We start from the raw sequence: 14471 nt of genomic DNA, 5'->3' as shown, positions 1-14471 counted from the left end.
GGCCTCGGAGAGCCACTCCACTGACCGAACCGCCGGCGGCACGTTGACAGCGGACGCAGCTTCCGGGGCCTGCGTTCCCGGCTCCACTGGGGCTGGCTTCTCCACAGCGGAATGCAGTACCGGTGGGGCAACTGGCGGAGCGGGCCGTGTCTCGGCGACAGACGGGGGAGGGCGGCTTGCATCGCACCCTGCTTCTGGAGGAGCCGTATACGAGGCTGGAAGTGGGTTGCAAACTTCGGCCAGCTGCTGCGTGACCAGCGGCAGCAGCTTGGCGAGCATGTTCAACGTTTGGAGATCTGCGCCGGGGTAGACCTCGGCGCGCAGGGCCCCATCTGTGTATTCAATCAAGAAGCCCTGTTTTCGGGCTTGGAAGGATTCGTTGTTCACCAGCATTGCAGGTCCGCAGGGATCTAAGCTGGTTACCAATTCTGCGCACATTTCGCGCGCTTTCTGCAGAGCGTGGATTTTTACGGTGGATTTTGTGGATGATTTTGTGGAGCGTCGTAGCTCCCGTGGCAGGCCCGGATGCGCGGCTCGCACCCGCTCAGGGATCACCAGCCGCAGGTGATAGATCCCGTTGGGAGCCCTGACCAGATGAGGTGCAGTGGTGCGGGGTCGCCAGGGCTGAGGACGAGCCTCGGTAGCGTTGCCAACAGGCGCAGCGGTCCCCCTCAATGAGGGGGGTGGAGCCGTCGCAGGCGAGTTGGACTTCGATGTCCAGGAAGGGGTGGATCCGAGGGCCATGTTGGATCGATGGACATTTCGTCGAAGTGACCGGCCGGAAAAAGAAAAAGGCCTTGTGGAACAAGGCCTTGGGAATCTTCTGGTGGAGAGGAGGAGGATCGAACTCCCGACCTTCGCATTGCGAACGCGACGCTCTCCCAGCTGAGCTACCCCCCCGAAGAGATCGGCAGTATAGCGCAGCAGGAGCATGGCGCGCCAGTCCCCTCGGGAAAGATTTTCACTCCATCGCGTTGCGCCGCGCGAGCTCGAGGAACAGGCCGGCGTGGTCGGCATCGGCGAAGCCGTGCTCAGCGGCGCTCGCGTAGAGCTGCTCGAAGAGCTGCGTGACCGGCGCCTCGAAGCCGAGCTCCGTGGCGGTCGCGAGCGCGTTGCGCAGGTCCTTGAGCTGCACCGTGAGGGCCGCGCGGCGCGCGAAGTCGTGCTCGACCATGCGCTGGCCGTGCACCTCGAGCACGCGGCTCTCGGCGAAGCCGCCGCGGATCGCCTCGCGCACCTTCGCCATGTCCGCGCCGCCCCTGGCCGCCAGCAGCAGCGCCTCGGCGACGGCGCCGATCGTGATGCCGACGATCATCTGGTTCGCAAGCTTGGCGAGCTGGCCCGCGCCATGCGGGCCCACATGCGTGAGCCGCCCGAGCGTCGCGAGCACCGGCGCCGCTCGCGCCACGTCCGCCGCTTCCCCGCCGGCCATGATCGCGAGCGTGCCGGCCTCGGCGCCGACGGTGCCGCCCGAAACCGGGGCATCGAGGTGCGCGATGCCGCGCGCGGCAAGGCGTGCCGCGTGCTCGCGCGCCTCGGCCGGCTTGATGGAGCTCATGTCCGCGACCAGCGTGCCGGGACGCATCGCCGCGGCGGCCTGCGCCTCGCCGAACAGCACCGCATCCACCGCGGCGCCGTTCTCCAGCAGCAGCACGACCAGCTCCGCGCTCGCCGCCGCCTCGGCAGCGCTCGCCGCGACACGTGCGCCGCATGCAGCCAGCGGCTCGGCCTTCTCGCGCGTGCGGTTCCAGACGCTGACGCGGTGTCCCGCGTCGCAGAGGCGGCGGGCGATCGGCGCCCCCATCATGCCGATGCCCAGCACGGCGATGTCCATGGATCGGTCCTCGCAGGAGATGGATGAAAGGCCGCGAGTATAGGAACAGCCGGAGGGGCGAGGGGATGGCGGTCGGCGGCCGCGTTCTTCGCCGCTCCAGGCCCTCAGGCCCGGATCTTCTTCGGCGCGGCCTCTGTCCGGTGGGCGACGAGCCGGGTGCCGCACAGCGCGTCGTGCCAGAACTGGCGCGCCGGGTGCAGGCGCGACAGGGCCGCGTAGGCGAGCATCCAGCCGAAGACGGCGGCGCTGACGGTGCCGCTGCCCTTCCAGTCCAGCAGCCAGACCAGGGCGAGCGGCGGCAGGAACCAGACCCAGCTCGCCAGGAAGCGGCAGGCGGCGTGCAGCGGCGAGACCGGCCGGCCATCGGCGCGGAGCAGGCGCAGGTGCCAGGTCTTCATCGCGAGCGTTTGGCCGCCGTGCGACCAGAACCAGATGAAGTAGATCGCGAGCACCGCGAACATGAAGGCCTGCAGCGCGTAGCGCCCCTGCAGCGCATGACGCTGGCCGGTGAGCATCGAGAACGGCAGCCCGGCGGCCATCACGACGCCGAACAGCAGCACGCCCTCGTAGACGAAGCTCGCGAGGCGGTGGCGCAGCGGAGGGGCGATGCCGGCTGCGGCCGGGGAGGATGCGGCGGCGTTCATCGGCTCGACTCGCGTTCGGGCGGCCGCGTTCCCGGCGCCTGGGGGCCGACGCGCGGCGCCAGCGTGGTGCCGTCGACGAATTCCGGGATCGCGGCGATCTTGGGCAGTCCGGGCACCAGATGCCGGGGCGGCTGCGGCGGCTGGCGCAGCGGCGTGGTGGTGGCGCCGGGCGCGGCGCGCAGCAGGGCGGGGCCGGCTGCGCGCGGCGGCGTGGCGTGAAGCGGGTTGGGCACGATGCTCGATTTGGCCAGGGACGAGGGAGGGCGCTTGGCGGGCCGCGGGGCCGGCCGGGCGGGGGCTTCCAGCGAGCGGCCCGCCTGCTCGATGAATTGCAGACGGTCCGGTTCCGGCAGCGCGAGATAGGCGGCCCAGCGGTCCTGGCGGACCTCGGGCGGCAACTGCTGCGCCTCCTGGAAGGTCAGCCGGGCGTTGCTGCGCTGCTGCGGGGACATGCGGGCCCATTCGGCCATGCGCTCGTGGAGTCGCGCCCGCTCGGTGGGCGTTAGCTTGTCGAAGCGCTGCGCGATCTCCAGCCACTTCTGCTTGCGCAGGGCGTCGATCTCGGCCCAGTCGCGCTGCAGCGGCCGCAAGGCGGTGCGCTGCGCCGGGCTCAGGGCGGACCAGCGCGGGCCTTCGTTGAGGGGTGCAGCGGCCTTGCGGCGGGGGGCGCTCGCGGCAGCAGGGCCGGTCGCCGGCCGGGCGTCCGTCGCCGCGGATGCGGCGGCAGGTCGCGACAGCGGCGCCGCAGCGGATGCCGGTGCCGAGGCCGCCGGCAAGGGGAGGGCCGAAGAGGCGGCAGGCGAGGCGGCCGAGGCGGCGGACTCGCTCGCGGGCTGCGCGAACACGGCCGCGGCGAGGCTCCATCCGGCGAGGACGAGCAGGGCCCGCGCGAGCCGGCGCGAAGGCAAGGGGCGGCCCGGCGCCCCGCAAGGCATCTGCGGCTCCATCGGGGTCACCGGTCCGCGGTCCTCTTCAGGAACTCCGCGAAGCCCGGATCGCTGTAGGCGGCGGGCGGCAGGTCGTCGGCGAGCAGCGCGCTGTCGATCTCCGCGGCCTCGTGGATCTGCTGGCTCAGCTGCCAGTCGTCGATCACGATCAGGCCCAGCAGCAGGCCGCCGACGGACAGCAGCGAGCCGAGCCAGCCCCAGCGGGGGGGGCGCCCGCCCTGGCCGAGCGCGAGCACGGGCCCCGCCTGCTGCGGCAGCAGCGCGGGCGCCGCCACCGGCTGCGCGGCGAGGCGCTGGCGCTGGAGCGCCTGCTCGCGCGCGAAACGCAGTCGCTCGGTGATGTCGTGCGGCAGCGCGTCGGCTGCCGCGTTCAATTGTGCGCCGATGCGCAGCCCGAAGCGCGCTTCCAGCGCGTCCGGATCCATCGGCGGATGGATCGAATTGTCGTATTTCATGGTGCCACTCCCTTGGCTCGCAGTGCCCGGGCCAGGGCATGCACGGCCCTCGAACAATGCGTCTTGACGCTGCCTTCCGAGCAGCCCATGGCAGCCGCCGTCTCGGCGACGTCGAGTTCCTCCCAGTAACGCAGCAGGAAGGCCTCGCGTTGACGCGCGGGCAATTCCCCGATTTCCTGCTCGATCGCCCGGATCGTCTGCTGCCGCGACAGCGCGTCCGCCGCGCTCTCGTTCGCGCTCGCCTGGTCGAGGGCCTCCAGCAGGTCGAACGCGTCCTCGCCATCGATCTGCTCGAAGGCGGAAAAGTTCTGCACCACGGTGTTGCGCACCTTGCTGCGGCGGAACCAGTCGGTGGTGGCGTTGGCGAGGATGCGGGGAAAGACCAGCGGCAGCTCGGCGGCGGGGCGGTCGCCGTATTTCTCGGCCAGCCGGATCATCGCGTCCTGCACGATGTCGAGCGCGGCATCGGCGTCCCGGACCGCATAGAGGGTGCGCTTGAAGGCGCGCTTCTCGCAGCTCTTGAGGAAGTCGGAAAGTTCTGTGGGGCTGGCCAAGAAAGCGGCGTCGCCTCGGGGGGCGATCTGGAATGCACTCGGAAAATTATCGCATCCCGTCCGCCCTCGAAGCGGAGGGGAAAGCCCCCGTGGCGCTCGCGATGCCATAATGTGCGGCTGCACAACAATCTGGTCTTGACTGGACGACCCGACCCGGGCCGTCCGAGTTTTTTGACCGCGCAGGCCCTGAAGCCGCCTCACGAGGGCGAGAGGAGGGGCACCGATCGTTTTTCGTCAGAGAAAATCTGAAAGGTTCGACACATGGACATGTCTGCCGCGGAAACCAAGCGTGCTGCTGCCCTCGAGGGCAAGGCACAACCGCACCCCCATACCGCCGCCCAGGAGATCAACGGCTCCGAGATCCTGGTGCGCTGCCTTCAGGCCGAGAACGTCAAGTACATCTGGGGCTACCCCGGTGGCTCGGTCCTCTACGTCTACGACGCCCTCTACAAGCAGGACACCATCCAGCACGTGCTGGTGCGCCACGAGCAGGCCGCGGTGCACGCGGCCGACGGCTATGCGCGCGCCACCGGCGAGGTCGGCGTCGCGCTCGTGACCTCGGGCCCGGGCGTGACGAATGCCGTGACCGGCATCGCGACCGCGTACATGGACTCGATCCCGATGGTGATCATCACCGGTCAGGTGCCCACGCACGCGATCGGCCTGGACGCGTTCCAGGAATGCGACACCGTCGGCATCACGCGCCCGATCGTCAAGCACAACTTCCTGGTGAAGGACGTGCGCGACCTGGCCGCGACGATGAAGAAGGCCTTCCACATCGCCCGCACCGGCCGGCCCGGCCCGGTGGTGGTGGACGTGCCGAAGGACGTCTCGCTCAAGACCTGCGCCTTCTCCTATCCCGAGACGGTGGAGATGCGCTCCTACAACCCGGTGCGCAAGGGCCACGGCGGCCAGATCCGCAAGGCGGTGCAGCTGCTGATGCAGGCCAAGCGCCCCTACATCTACACCGGCGGCGGCGTGATCCTCGGCAACGCCTCGGCCGAGCTGCGCGAGCTCGTCGACCTGATCGGCGCGCCCTGCACCAACACGCTGATGGGCCTGGGCGCGATCCCCGCGAGCGAGCCCAAGTTCCTCGGCATGCTCGGCATGCACGGCACCTACGAAGCCAACATGACGATGCAGCACTGCGACGTGCTGCTGGCCGTCGGTGCGCGCTTCGACGACCGCGTGATCGGCAACCCGAAGCACTTCGCGTCGGTCGAGCGCAAGATCATCCATGTGGACATCGACCCGTCGTCGATCTCCAAGCGCGTGAAGGTCGACATCCCGATCGTCGGCGACGTCAAGGAAGTGCTGCAGGAGCTGATCGCCCAGATCCGCGAGGCGCAGGCCCGCCCCGACGCGCAGGCGCTCGCCGCGTGGTGGGGCCAGGTGTCGGAGTGGCGCAAGAAGGAGTGCCTGAAGTACCGCAACTCCGACGAGGTCATCAAGCCGCAGTACGTGGTCGAGACGCTGTGCCGCCTCACCAAGGGCCAGGAGACCTACATCACGTCGGACGTCGGCCAGCACCAGATGTTCGCCGCGCAGTTCTACGGCTTCGAGGAGCCGCGCCGCTGGATCAACTCGGGTGGCCTCGGCACGATGGGCGTGGGCCTGCCCTACGCGATGGGCATCAAGCTCGCCAAGCCCGACGCGGAGGTGTTCTGCATCACCGGCGAGGGCTCGATCCAGATGTGCATCCAGGAGCTCTCGACCTGCCAGCAGTACAACACGCCGGTCAAGGTGATCTCGCTGAACAACCGCTACCTCGGCATGGTGCGCCAGTGGCAGGAGCTCGACTACGAGGGCCGCTACTCGCACAGCTACATGGACGCGCTGCCCGACTTCGTGAAGCTCGCCGAGGCCTACGGCCACGTCGGCATCAAGATCGAGAAGCCCTCCGAGGTCGAGCCCGCGCTCAAGGAGATGCTGCGGCTGAAGGACCGCACCGTCTTCCTCGACGTGCGCACCGACCCGACCGAGAACGTCTGGCCGATGGTGCAGGCGGGCAAGGGCATCTCCGAGATGCTGCTCGGCTCCGAGGACCTGTGAGGCGCTGAAGGCCCGGTGCGAGGGCGCCCCGTTACCGCGGGACGCCCTGCCGCCGGGCGTGAGGTGCCGCACGTTCGCATTCGAATTCCCTGACATCGAAGGGCGTGGCCAAGGGGCGGCGGTTACCGCCGTCGTCCTGAAGAGCGCGCAACGACGACATGAAACACATCATCGCTTTGCTGCTGGAGAACGCGCCGGGCGCGCTCTCCCGCGTGGTGGGCCTTTTCTCGGCCCGCGGCTACAACATCGAGAGCCTGACGGTGGCGCCGACGGAAGACCCGTCGCTGTCGCGCATGACCATCGTCACGACCGGCTCCGACGACGTGATCGAGCAGATCACCAAGCACCTCAACCGCCTCATCGAGGTCGTGAAGGTGGTGGACCTGTCGGAGGGCAGCTACACCGAGCGCGAGCTGATGCTCGTGAAGGTGAGGGCGGTCGGCAAGGAGCGCGAGGAGATGAAGCGCATGGCCGACATCTTCCGCGGCCGCATCATCGACGTGACCGAGAAGACCTACACGATCGAGCTGACCGGCGACTCCGCCAAGCTCGACGCCTTCATCGAGGCGCTGGATCGCAGCGCGATCCTCGAGACGGTGCGCACCGGCGCCAGCGGCATCGGCCGCGGCGAGCGCATCCTGCGCGTGTGAGCGCGCACGGCCTCGCCTTTCCCATTTGTGAACGAGTGATCGAAGTGAACGATTGAACAGTGAGGCTCGGGTTCAAGGCGCGGTTGTCACTCGTTCACGCGTTCCACCCGTTCACTGCTCACCGACTCTGGAGAAACACATGAAGGTCTATTACGACAAGGACGCCGACCTGAGCCTGATCAAGGGCAAGAACGTCACCATCATCGGCTACGGCTCGCAGGGCCACGCCCACGCGCTGAACCTGAACGACAGCGGCGTGAAGGTCACCGTCGGCCTGCGCCGCGGCGGCGCTTCCTGGTCCAAGGCCGAGAACGCGGGCCTGAAGGTCGCCGAGATCGCCGAGGCCGTGAAGTCGGCCGACGTCGTGATGATCCTGCTGCCCGACGAGCAGATCGCAGGCGTCTACAAGGCCGAGGTCGAGCCGAACATCAAGCAGGGCGCATCGCTCGCCTTCGCGCACGGCTTCAACGTGCACTACGGCCAAGTCACGCCGCGTGCCGACCTCGACGTCTGGATGGTCGCGCCGAAGGCCCCGGGCCACACCGTGCGCGGCACCTACACCCAGGGCGGCGGCGTGCCGCACCTGATCGCGGTGCACGCCGACAAGACCGGCAAGGCGCGTGATCTCGCGCTGAGCTACGCCGCGGCCAACGGCGGCGGCAAGGCCGGCATCATCGAGACCAACTTCCGCGAGGAGACCGAGACCGACCTGTTCGGCGAGCAGGCAGTCCTCTGTGGCGGCACCGTCGAGCTGATCAAGGCCGGCTTCGAGACGCTGGTGGAAGCCGGCTACGCGCCCGAGATGGCCTACTTCGAGTGCCTGCACGAGCTGAAGCTCATCGTCGACCTGATCTACGAGGGCGGCATCGGCAACATGAACTACTCGATCTCGAACAACGCCGAGTACGGCGAGTACGTGACCGGCCCGCGCGTCGTCACGGAAGAGACGAAGAACGCGATGCGCCAGTGCCTGAAGGACATCCAGACCGGCGAGTACGCAAAGAGCTTCATCCTCGAGAACAAGGCCGGCGCGCCGACCCTGATCTCGCGCCGCCGCCTGACCGCCGAGCACCCGATCGAGCAGGTCGGCGAGCAGCTGCGCGCGATGATGCCCTGGATCAAGAAGAACCGCCTGGTCGACCAGTCGAAGAACTGATCGGACGGGCTCCCGTTCGACACGAAAGCCGCGAGCGATCCTCGCGGCTTTTTTCATAGTCTGCTGAGGTATCCTCGCGCCCATGAACTATCCCCATCCCATCCTCGCGAAAGAGGGCTGGCCCTTCATTGCCATCGCCTTCTTCGCGGCCGTCTTCGCCACGTCCTTCTTCGGCCCCGGTTTCGTCTCGCTGCTGTTCTGGCTCGCGCTCGTCTTCGTCGTGCAGTTCTTCCGCGATCCGCCGCGCGCGATTCCTGCCGACACCGACGCGGTGCTGTCGCCCGCCGACGGCCGCATCGTGAAGGTCGAGAAGGTGCGCGACCCGTACGCGGACCGCGACGCGCTGCTGATCAGCGTGTTCATGAACGTCTTCAACGTCCATTCCAACCGCTCGAGCGTCGACGGCACGATCACCAAGGTGCAGTACTTCCCGGGGCAGTTCGTCAACGCCGACCTTGACAAGGCCTCGCTCGAGAACGAGCGCAACGCGGTGGTGATCGACACCGGCCGCCACACCGTCACGCTGGTGCAGGTCGCCGGCCTGATCGCGCGGCGCATCCTTTGCTACGTGAAGCCGGGAGACGTGCTCGCGCGCGGCGAACGCTACGGCTTCATCCGCTTCGGCTCGCGCGTGGACGTCTACCTGCCGGTTTCCGCACGCGCGCTCGTCGCGCCCGGCGACAAGGTCTACGCCACCACCACCATCCTGGCCACGCTGAGCGACGCATGAACTCCGCCGACGATCCGCGCAACGACGACGCGCCGCCGCCCCGGCCGCGCCGCAAGGGCATCTACATCCTGCCCAACCTGTTCACGGTCGCTGCGCTGTTCGGCGGCTTCTACGCGATCGTGATGGCGATGAACGGGCGCTTCGAGCAGTCGGCGATCGGCATCTTCGCCGCGATGGTGCTCGACAGCCTGGACGGGCGCGTCGCGCGCATGACCAACACGCAGAGCACCTTCGGCGAGCAGATGGACAGCCTGTCGGACATGGTGTCCTTCGGCGCGGCGCCTGCGCTGGTGATCTACGTATGGGCGCTGCAGGGCCTGGGCAAGCCGGGCTGGATCGCGGCCTTCGTCTACTGCGCCTGCGCGGCGCTGCGCCTGGCGCGCTTCAACACCAACATCGCGGTGGTGGACCGGCGCTTCTTCCAGGGCCTGCCGAGCCCGGCGGCCGCGGCACTCGTGATCGGCCTGGTCTGGGTGATGGACGACCTCGGCTACAAGCAGGTGCACGAGCTCGACTGGCTCGCATGGACCGCCTTCGGCTTCACGCTCTACGCGGGCCTGACGATGGTGACCAACGCGCCCTTCTACAGCTTCAAGGACGTGAGCTTCAAGCGCACGGTGCCCTTCATCGTGATCGTCGCGATCGCGCTGGCCTTCGCGGTGATCTCCTTCCACCCGCCGCTGGTGCTGTTCGCGGTCTTCATGGTCTACGGCGTGTCGGGCTACGTCGTCTACGCCTGGCGCAAGTCGAAGGGCGCGCCGGTCAGCGTGATCGCGGTGTCCACCGACGAGCCGGACGAGAAGGGCCTGCATCAATGAGGCCGGAGGCGGCGTGCCGGCGAACGAGCCCTGCCGGCCGCGTGTTATATTGACCGCATGACGTTCATCGCCGCCTCGCTGCTACTTCTCCCGGGACAGTCCCGGGCGCGCTGATCGCACACGTCTACAGCTTTCAACTGCATCACGGCCCGCCACGCACATGCGCAGCGGGCCGTTTTTCTTGTCCCGGCAAAGACGGCAACCACCACGGAGCGAACCATGGCCGACAAGCTGATCATCTTCGACACCACCTTGCGCGACGGCGAACAGTCACCCGGCGCGTCGATGACGCGCGAGGAGAAGCTGCGCATCGCGCGCCAGCTCGAGCGGCTGCGCGTCGACGTGATCGAGGCCGGCTTCGCCGCCTCGTCCAACGGCGACTTTGAGGCGGTGAAGTCGATCGCCGACGCGATCAAGGACAGCACCGTCTGCTCGCTCGCCCGCGCCAACGACCGCGACATCTCGCGGGCCGCCGACGCGCTCAGGGGCGCGAACTCCGCGCGCATCCACACCTTCATCGCGACGAGCGCGCTGCACATGGAGAAGAAGCTGCGCATGACGCCCGACGAGGTGTACGAGCAGGCGCGGCTCGCGGTGCGCTTCGCGCGCAACCTGTGCGCGGACATCGAGTTCTCGCCCGAGGACGGTTACCGCTCGGACGTGGACTTCCTGTGCCGCGTGCTGGAGGCGGTGATCGACGAGGGCGCGAGCACGATCAACCTGCCCGACACGGTCGGCTACGCGGTGCCGGAGCTCTACGGCAACTTCATCCGCACGCTGCGCGAGCGCATCCCGAACTCCGACAAGGCAATCTGGTCGGTGCACTGCCACAACGACCTGGGCATGGCGGTGGCGAACTCGCTCGCCGGCGTGAAGATCGGCGGCGCGCGCCAAGTCGAGTGCACGATCAACGGTCTGGGCGAGCGCGCCGGCAACTGCGCGCTGGAAGAAGTGGTGATGGCGGTGCGCACGCGCCGCGACCACTTCGGGCTCGAGGTCGGCATCGACACCTCGCAGATCGTGCCCGCCTCGCGCCTCGTGTCGCAGACCACCGGCTTCGTCGTGCAGCCGAACAAGGCGGTGGTGGGCGCCAACGCCTTCGCCCACGCCTCGGGCATCCACCAGGACGGCGTGCTCAAGGCGCGCGACACCTACGAGATCATGCGCGCCGAGGACGTGGGCTGGAGCGCGAACAAGATCGTGCTCGGCAAGCTCTCGGGCCGCAACGCCTTCAAGCAGCGCCTGCAGGAGCTCGGCATCGAGCTCGGCTCCGAGGCCGAGGTCAACGCGGCGTTCGCGCGCTTCAAGGACCTCGCCGACCGCAAGAGCGAGATCTTCGACGAGGACATCATCGCGCTCGTCGCCGACGAGAGCGTCACCGCCGAGCAGGAGCACTTCCGGCTGCTGGCCTTGTCGCAGCACTCGGAGATGGGCGAGCGCCCGCACGCCCGCGTGGCCTTCGCCGCCGGCGACGAGGAGTTCCACGCCGAGAGCGACGGCAACGGCCCGGTCGACGCGAGCCTGAAGGCGATCGAGTCCAAGGTGCAAAGTGGTGCCGAAATGTTGCTGTATTCGGTCAATGCGATTACCTCCGGCAGCACAGAATCGCAGGGCGAGGTGACGGTGCGGCTGCAGCATGGCGGCCGGGTCGTCAACGGCGTCGGTGCCGACCCGGACATCGTCGTCGCGTCGGCCAAGGCCTATCTCGCGGCACTGAACAAGCTGCACCAGAAGGGGGAGCGGGTCGCCGCCCAGGGATGACCCCCCATTTGACCCCCCTCATATAGACGGTACGGTCAGTGAAAAGATGAGGAAAACCGCGTAAGTTTCTGATATTGCGCGGTTTTTTTCTTTCCCATACACTCGGCGCGCCGGGTAGTAGGAGCTTTGCCGTGTCGTCTTTGCCAAAGATTTTTTCCCGTCCCGGATTCGTGACTTGGATCAGCGCCTGCGCGCTGGCGGTCGCACCGCTGTTTGCCGAAGCGGCTCCCGAACGAAAACCGGCGTCCTCCGCCAAGCGCGGGGCCACGGTGCAGAAGAAGGCGCCGGCGCCGAAGAAGCCGGCCGCCGCGCCGCGTGCCAAGAAGTCCTCCGCAGTGAAGGCTTCGACGCGGAACATCCCGAAACGTGCCGTTAGCGTGGTGGCATCGGCGCGTCCGCAGGCGCCGGTGGTCGAGCGGCTGTCGCTCGGGCGGGCCTACGGCCTGCACGAGGTGGACGATCCGCTCGCGCTGCAGTCCAGCGTTGCGCTGGTGCTGGACCAGGACACCAACGAGATCATCTTCAGCAAGAACGAGCAGGCGGTGCTGCCGATCGCGTCGCTGACCAAGCTGATGACGGCGCTGGTGGTGACCGAGGCGCGCCTGCCGCTCGACGAGGTGCTAACGATCACGCAGGACGACGTCGACACGCTCAAGGGCAGCAGTTCGCGGCTGGCCGTCGGCACCCAGCTCACGCGCGGCGAGATGCTGCACCTGGCGCTGATGTCCTCGGAGAACCGTGCCGCCAACGCGCTCGGGCGCCACTATCCCGGCGGCCTGTCCGCCTTCGTCGCGGCGATGAACCGCAAGGCGGCCGAGCTGGGCATGAGCGACACCCGCTACGTCGAGCCGACCGGGCTGTCGAGCGACAACCAGTCGAGCGCGCGCGATCTCGCCACGCTGGTGCGCAACGCCTACGGCCAGGCGCTGATCCGCGACCTGTCCACCTCGCCCGAGTACCAGGTGGCGATCGGCAAGCGCCACCTGCAATACCGCAACACCAACGGCCTGGTCTACAACCCGGGCTGGTCGATCGGCCTGCAGAAGACCGGCTACATCTCCGAGGCGGGCCGCTGCCTGGTGATGCAGGCCGAGCTGTCCGGGCGCAAGCTGATCATGGTCTTCCTCGATTCGGCCGGCCGGCACTCGCGGCTCGCGGATGCGGAGCGGGTGCGCAAGTGGCTGGAGGGCGCCACGCAGGCGATCGTCTCCCGCTGAGGGCGGGGCCGCGTCGGACGACGGACATGCATCGCGGGCCCCGGCCCGCGATGTCGTTTCCGGCGCCCGCTCAGCGGTCCTGCCAGCCCAGCGCGGCGGAGATGCTCGCGGCGGTTGCCTGCAGCCGCTCCATCCAGCCTTCCTCGAGCCGGTCCGCCGGCGCCGAGATCGACAGCCCTGCGACGAGCCGGCCCTGGTCGTCGCGGATGCCGGCGGCCATGCAGCGCACGCCCAGCTCCAGCTCCTCGTTGTCCCGCGCGGTGCCGTACTGCCGCACCTTGGACAGCTCGCGCTCCAGCGCCGGCAGGTCGGTGATGCTGTTGCGGGTGTGGCCCGACAGGCCGGTGCGCGTCGCATAGGCGCGCACGCGCTGCGGATCGTCGTGCGCGAGGAAGAGCTTGCCGACCGAGGTCAGGTGCAGCGGCGCGCGCCCGCCCACCGCGCGCACCACCTGCATGCCCGAGCGCTCGCTGTAGGTGCGCTCGATGTAGACGATCTCGTCGCCCTGGCGCACCGACAGGTTGACCGGCTGGTGCGTGAGCTTGTGCAGCTCGCGCATCGGCCCGAGCGCGGCGTCGCGCACGTCGAGCCGCGCCTTCACCAGGTTGCCCAGCTCGAGCAGCCGCATGCCGAGCCGGTAGCTGCCGGCCTCGGGTCTGTCCACATAGCGGCCGACCGCGAGATCGTTCAGGATGCGGTGCGCGGTCGACGGATGCAGCCCGGTCTGCTCGCTGATTTCCTTCAGCGAGACCGGGTCCCGGTGTGCCGCGAGCACGTCCAGCAGCGTGAACATGCGCTCCAGCACCTGGATGGTCGGTGTGTTTCCCTCGGTCTTTCTCATGCCCCGCATTGTCGTTGTGAATCGTGAATTTTGCATGGCGAAAGCGCTTCCCGCAAAGCGGCCTGCGCGGCCGATAATCAGGCCATGAAGAACGTCGGATTTCTCGTCACCTGCCTGGTGGACCTGATGCGTCCCGGCATCGGGCTGGCAGCCATCAGGCTGATCGAGGATGCGGGCTACCGCGTCCACGTGCCGATGGCGCAGACCTGCTGCGGCCAGCCGGCCTACAACTCGGGCGACCGCGCCACGGCGCGCGCGCTCGCCGAGAAGCTGCTCGCGGAGTTCGAGCACTTCGATCACGTGGTGGTGCCCTCCGGCTCCTGCGGCGGCATGGTGCGTGCGCACTACGCCGACCTGTTCCGCGACGACCCGCAGCTCGCCTGGCGCTTCGAGCAGATGCGCCCCCGGGTGCACGAGCTGACCGATTTCCTCGTCAACGTCGCGAAGATCGAGCGCGTGCCAGGGCGCTTCGACGGCACGGTGACCTACCACGACTCCTGCTCGGGGCTGCGCGAGCTCGGCATCAAGTCGCAGCCGCGCGCGCTGCTCGCGAAGGTGCCGGGGCTGACGCTCAAGGAGATGGCGGGCTGCGAGCAGTGCTGCGGCTTCGGCGGCACCTTCTCGGTCAAGTACGGCGAGATCTCGACCGCGATCGTCGACGAGAAGTGCGGGCAGATCGAGGCGAGCGGCGCCGACGCGGTGGTGCTCGGCGACCTCGGCTGCATGATGAACATCGAGGGCCGGCTGCGCCGCCGCGGCGACAGCCGCACGCAGGTGCTGCACGTCGCCGAAGTGCTGACCAAGGAGTGAGC

14 protein-coding genes, 1 tRNA gene and 1 pseudogene are annotated in these 14471 nt (G+C 68.4%); 8 read left to right on the top strand and 8 right to left on the bottom strand.

Annotated features, from left to right (window positions below; genetic code table 11):
- The 7 genes and pseudogenes from D3A59_RS25905 to D3A59_RS03085 form a co-directional block, all read right to left on the bottom strand.
- Nucleotides 1-393 (bottom strand): annotated as a pseudogene (locus D3A59_RS25905) (hypothetical protein); the annotation flags it as partial.
- A 431-nt stretch (nucleotides 394-824) separates the two neighbouring features.
- Nucleotides 825-900: transfer RNA gene (locus tag D3A59_RS03110), tRNA-Ala, on the bottom strand.
- A gap of 61 nt (nucleotides 901-961) precedes the next feature.
- Nucleotides 962-1834 carry an NAD(P)-dependent oxidoreductase gene (locus tag D3A59_RS03105; RefSeq protein WP_119153462.1) on the bottom strand — a complete coding sequence of 291 codons (873 nt, stop codon included), beginning with the start codon at nucleotides 1832-1834 and terminating at the stop codon, nucleotides 962-964.
- A 104-nt stretch (nucleotides 1835-1938) separates the two neighbouring features.
- Nucleotides 1939-2478: an RDD family protein gene (locus D3A59_RS03100; protein ID WP_119153461.1), complete on the bottom strand. Its 540-nt coding sequence runs from the start codon at nucleotides 2476-2478 to the stop codon at nucleotides 1939-1941.
- On the bottom strand, nucleotides 2475-3425 hold the full coding sequence (locus D3A59_RS03095) for a DUF3106 domain-containing protein (RefSeq protein WP_119153460.1): 951 nt from the start codon (nucleotides 3423-3425) through the stop codon (nucleotides 2475-2477). Before D3A59_RS03095 ends, D3A59_RS03100 begins: the two co-directional genes overlap by 4 nt.
- Before the next feature lie 5 nt (nucleotides 3426-3430).
- Complete coding sequence (locus D3A59_RS03090) at nucleotides 3431-3880, bottom strand: DUF3619 family protein (RefSeq protein ID WP_240635917.1); 450 nt, start codon at nucleotides 3878-3880, stop codon at nucleotides 3431-3433.
- Complete coding sequence (locus tag D3A59_RS03085; protein WP_119153458.1) at nucleotides 3877-4434, bottom strand: RNA polymerase sigma factor; 558 nt, start codon at nucleotides 4432-4434, stop codon at nucleotides 3877-3879. Before D3A59_RS03085 ends, D3A59_RS03090 begins: the two co-directional genes overlap by 4 nt.
- Nucleotides 4435-4695: 261 nt before the next feature.
- Here D3A59_RS03085 and D3A59_RS03080 point away from each other — a divergent pair, with 261 nt between their 5' ends.
- The 7 genes from D3A59_RS03080 (at nucleotide 4696) to pbpG (ending at nucleotide 12818) form a co-directional block, all read left to right on the top strand.
- On the top strand, nucleotides 4696-6486 hold the full coding sequence (locus D3A59_RS03080) for an acetolactate synthase 3 catalytic subunit (protein WP_119153457.1): 1791 nt from the start codon (nucleotides 4696-4698) through the stop codon (nucleotides 6484-6486).
- Nucleotides 6487-6644: 158 nt separating this feature from the next.
- A complete protein-coding gene (gene ilvN / locus D3A59_RS03075; protein ID WP_119153456.1) occupies nucleotides 6645-7136 on the top strand; it encodes an acetolactate synthase small subunit in 492 nt (163 codons plus the stop codon).
- Between the two features lie 139 nt (nucleotides 7137-7275).
- Nucleotides 7276-8292, top strand: coding sequence for a ketol-acid reductoisomerase (ilvC, locus tag D3A59_RS03070; RefSeq protein WP_119153455.1), 1017 nt, complete (start codon nucleotides 7276-7278; stop codon nucleotides 8290-8292).
- Nucleotides 8293-8374: 82 nt separating this feature from the next.
- The gene (locus D3A59_RS03065; RefSeq protein WP_119153454.1) at nucleotides 8375-9022 is read left to right on the top strand and encodes a phosphatidylserine decarboxylase; all 648 of its coding nucleotides are present in this window, start codon (nucleotides 8375-8377) and stop codon (nucleotides 9020-9022) included.
- Entirely contained in the window at nucleotides 9019-9840 is an 822-nt protein-coding gene (gene pssA, locus D3A59_RS03060; RefSeq protein ID WP_119153453.1) for a CDP-diacylglycerol--serine O-phosphatidyltransferase, read from the top strand. Before D3A59_RS03065 ends, pssA begins: the two co-directional genes overlap by 4 nt.
- A gap of 219 nt (nucleotides 9841-10059) precedes the next feature.
- Nucleotides 10060-11601 carry a 2-isopropylmalate synthase gene (locus D3A59_RS03055; RefSeq protein WP_119153452.1) on the top strand — a complete coding sequence of 514 codons (1542 nt, stop codon included), beginning with the start codon at nucleotides 10060-10062 and terminating at the stop codon, nucleotides 11599-11601.
- Nucleotides 11602-11771: 170 nt separating this feature from the next.
- Complete coding sequence (pbpG, locus tag D3A59_RS03050; RefSeq protein WP_419187228.1) at nucleotides 11772-12818, top strand: D-alanyl-D-alanine endopeptidase; 1047 nt, start codon at nucleotides 11772-11774, stop codon at nucleotides 12816-12818.
- Between the two features lie 70 nt (nucleotides 12819-12888).
- On the opposite strand, the gene D3A59_RS03045 is transcribed toward pbpG, so the two are convergent.
- On the bottom strand, nucleotides 12889-13659 hold the full coding sequence (locus tag D3A59_RS03045) for an IclR family transcriptional regulator (RefSeq protein WP_119153451.1): 771 nt from the start codon (nucleotides 13657-13659) through the stop codon (nucleotides 12889-12891).
- Nucleotides 13660-13743: 84 nt separating this feature from the next.
- Here D3A59_RS03045 and D3A59_RS03040 point away from each other — a divergent pair, with 84 nt between their 5' ends.
- Nucleotides 13744-14469: a (Fe-S)-binding protein gene (locus D3A59_RS03040; RefSeq protein WP_119153450.1), complete on the top strand. Its 726-nt coding sequence runs from the start codon at nucleotides 13744-13746 to the stop codon at nucleotides 14467-14469.
- Nucleotides 14470-14471: the final 2 nt, after the last annotated feature.

Source organism: Caldimonas tepidiphila, from assembly GCF_003569765.1.
In the GTDB taxonomy this organism is placed as follows: domain Bacteria; phylum Pseudomonadota; class Gammaproteobacteria; order Burkholderiales; family Burkholderiaceae_C; genus Caldimonas; species Caldimonas tepidiphila.
This window is presented reverse-complemented; position numbering and strand designations above follow the sequence as displayed.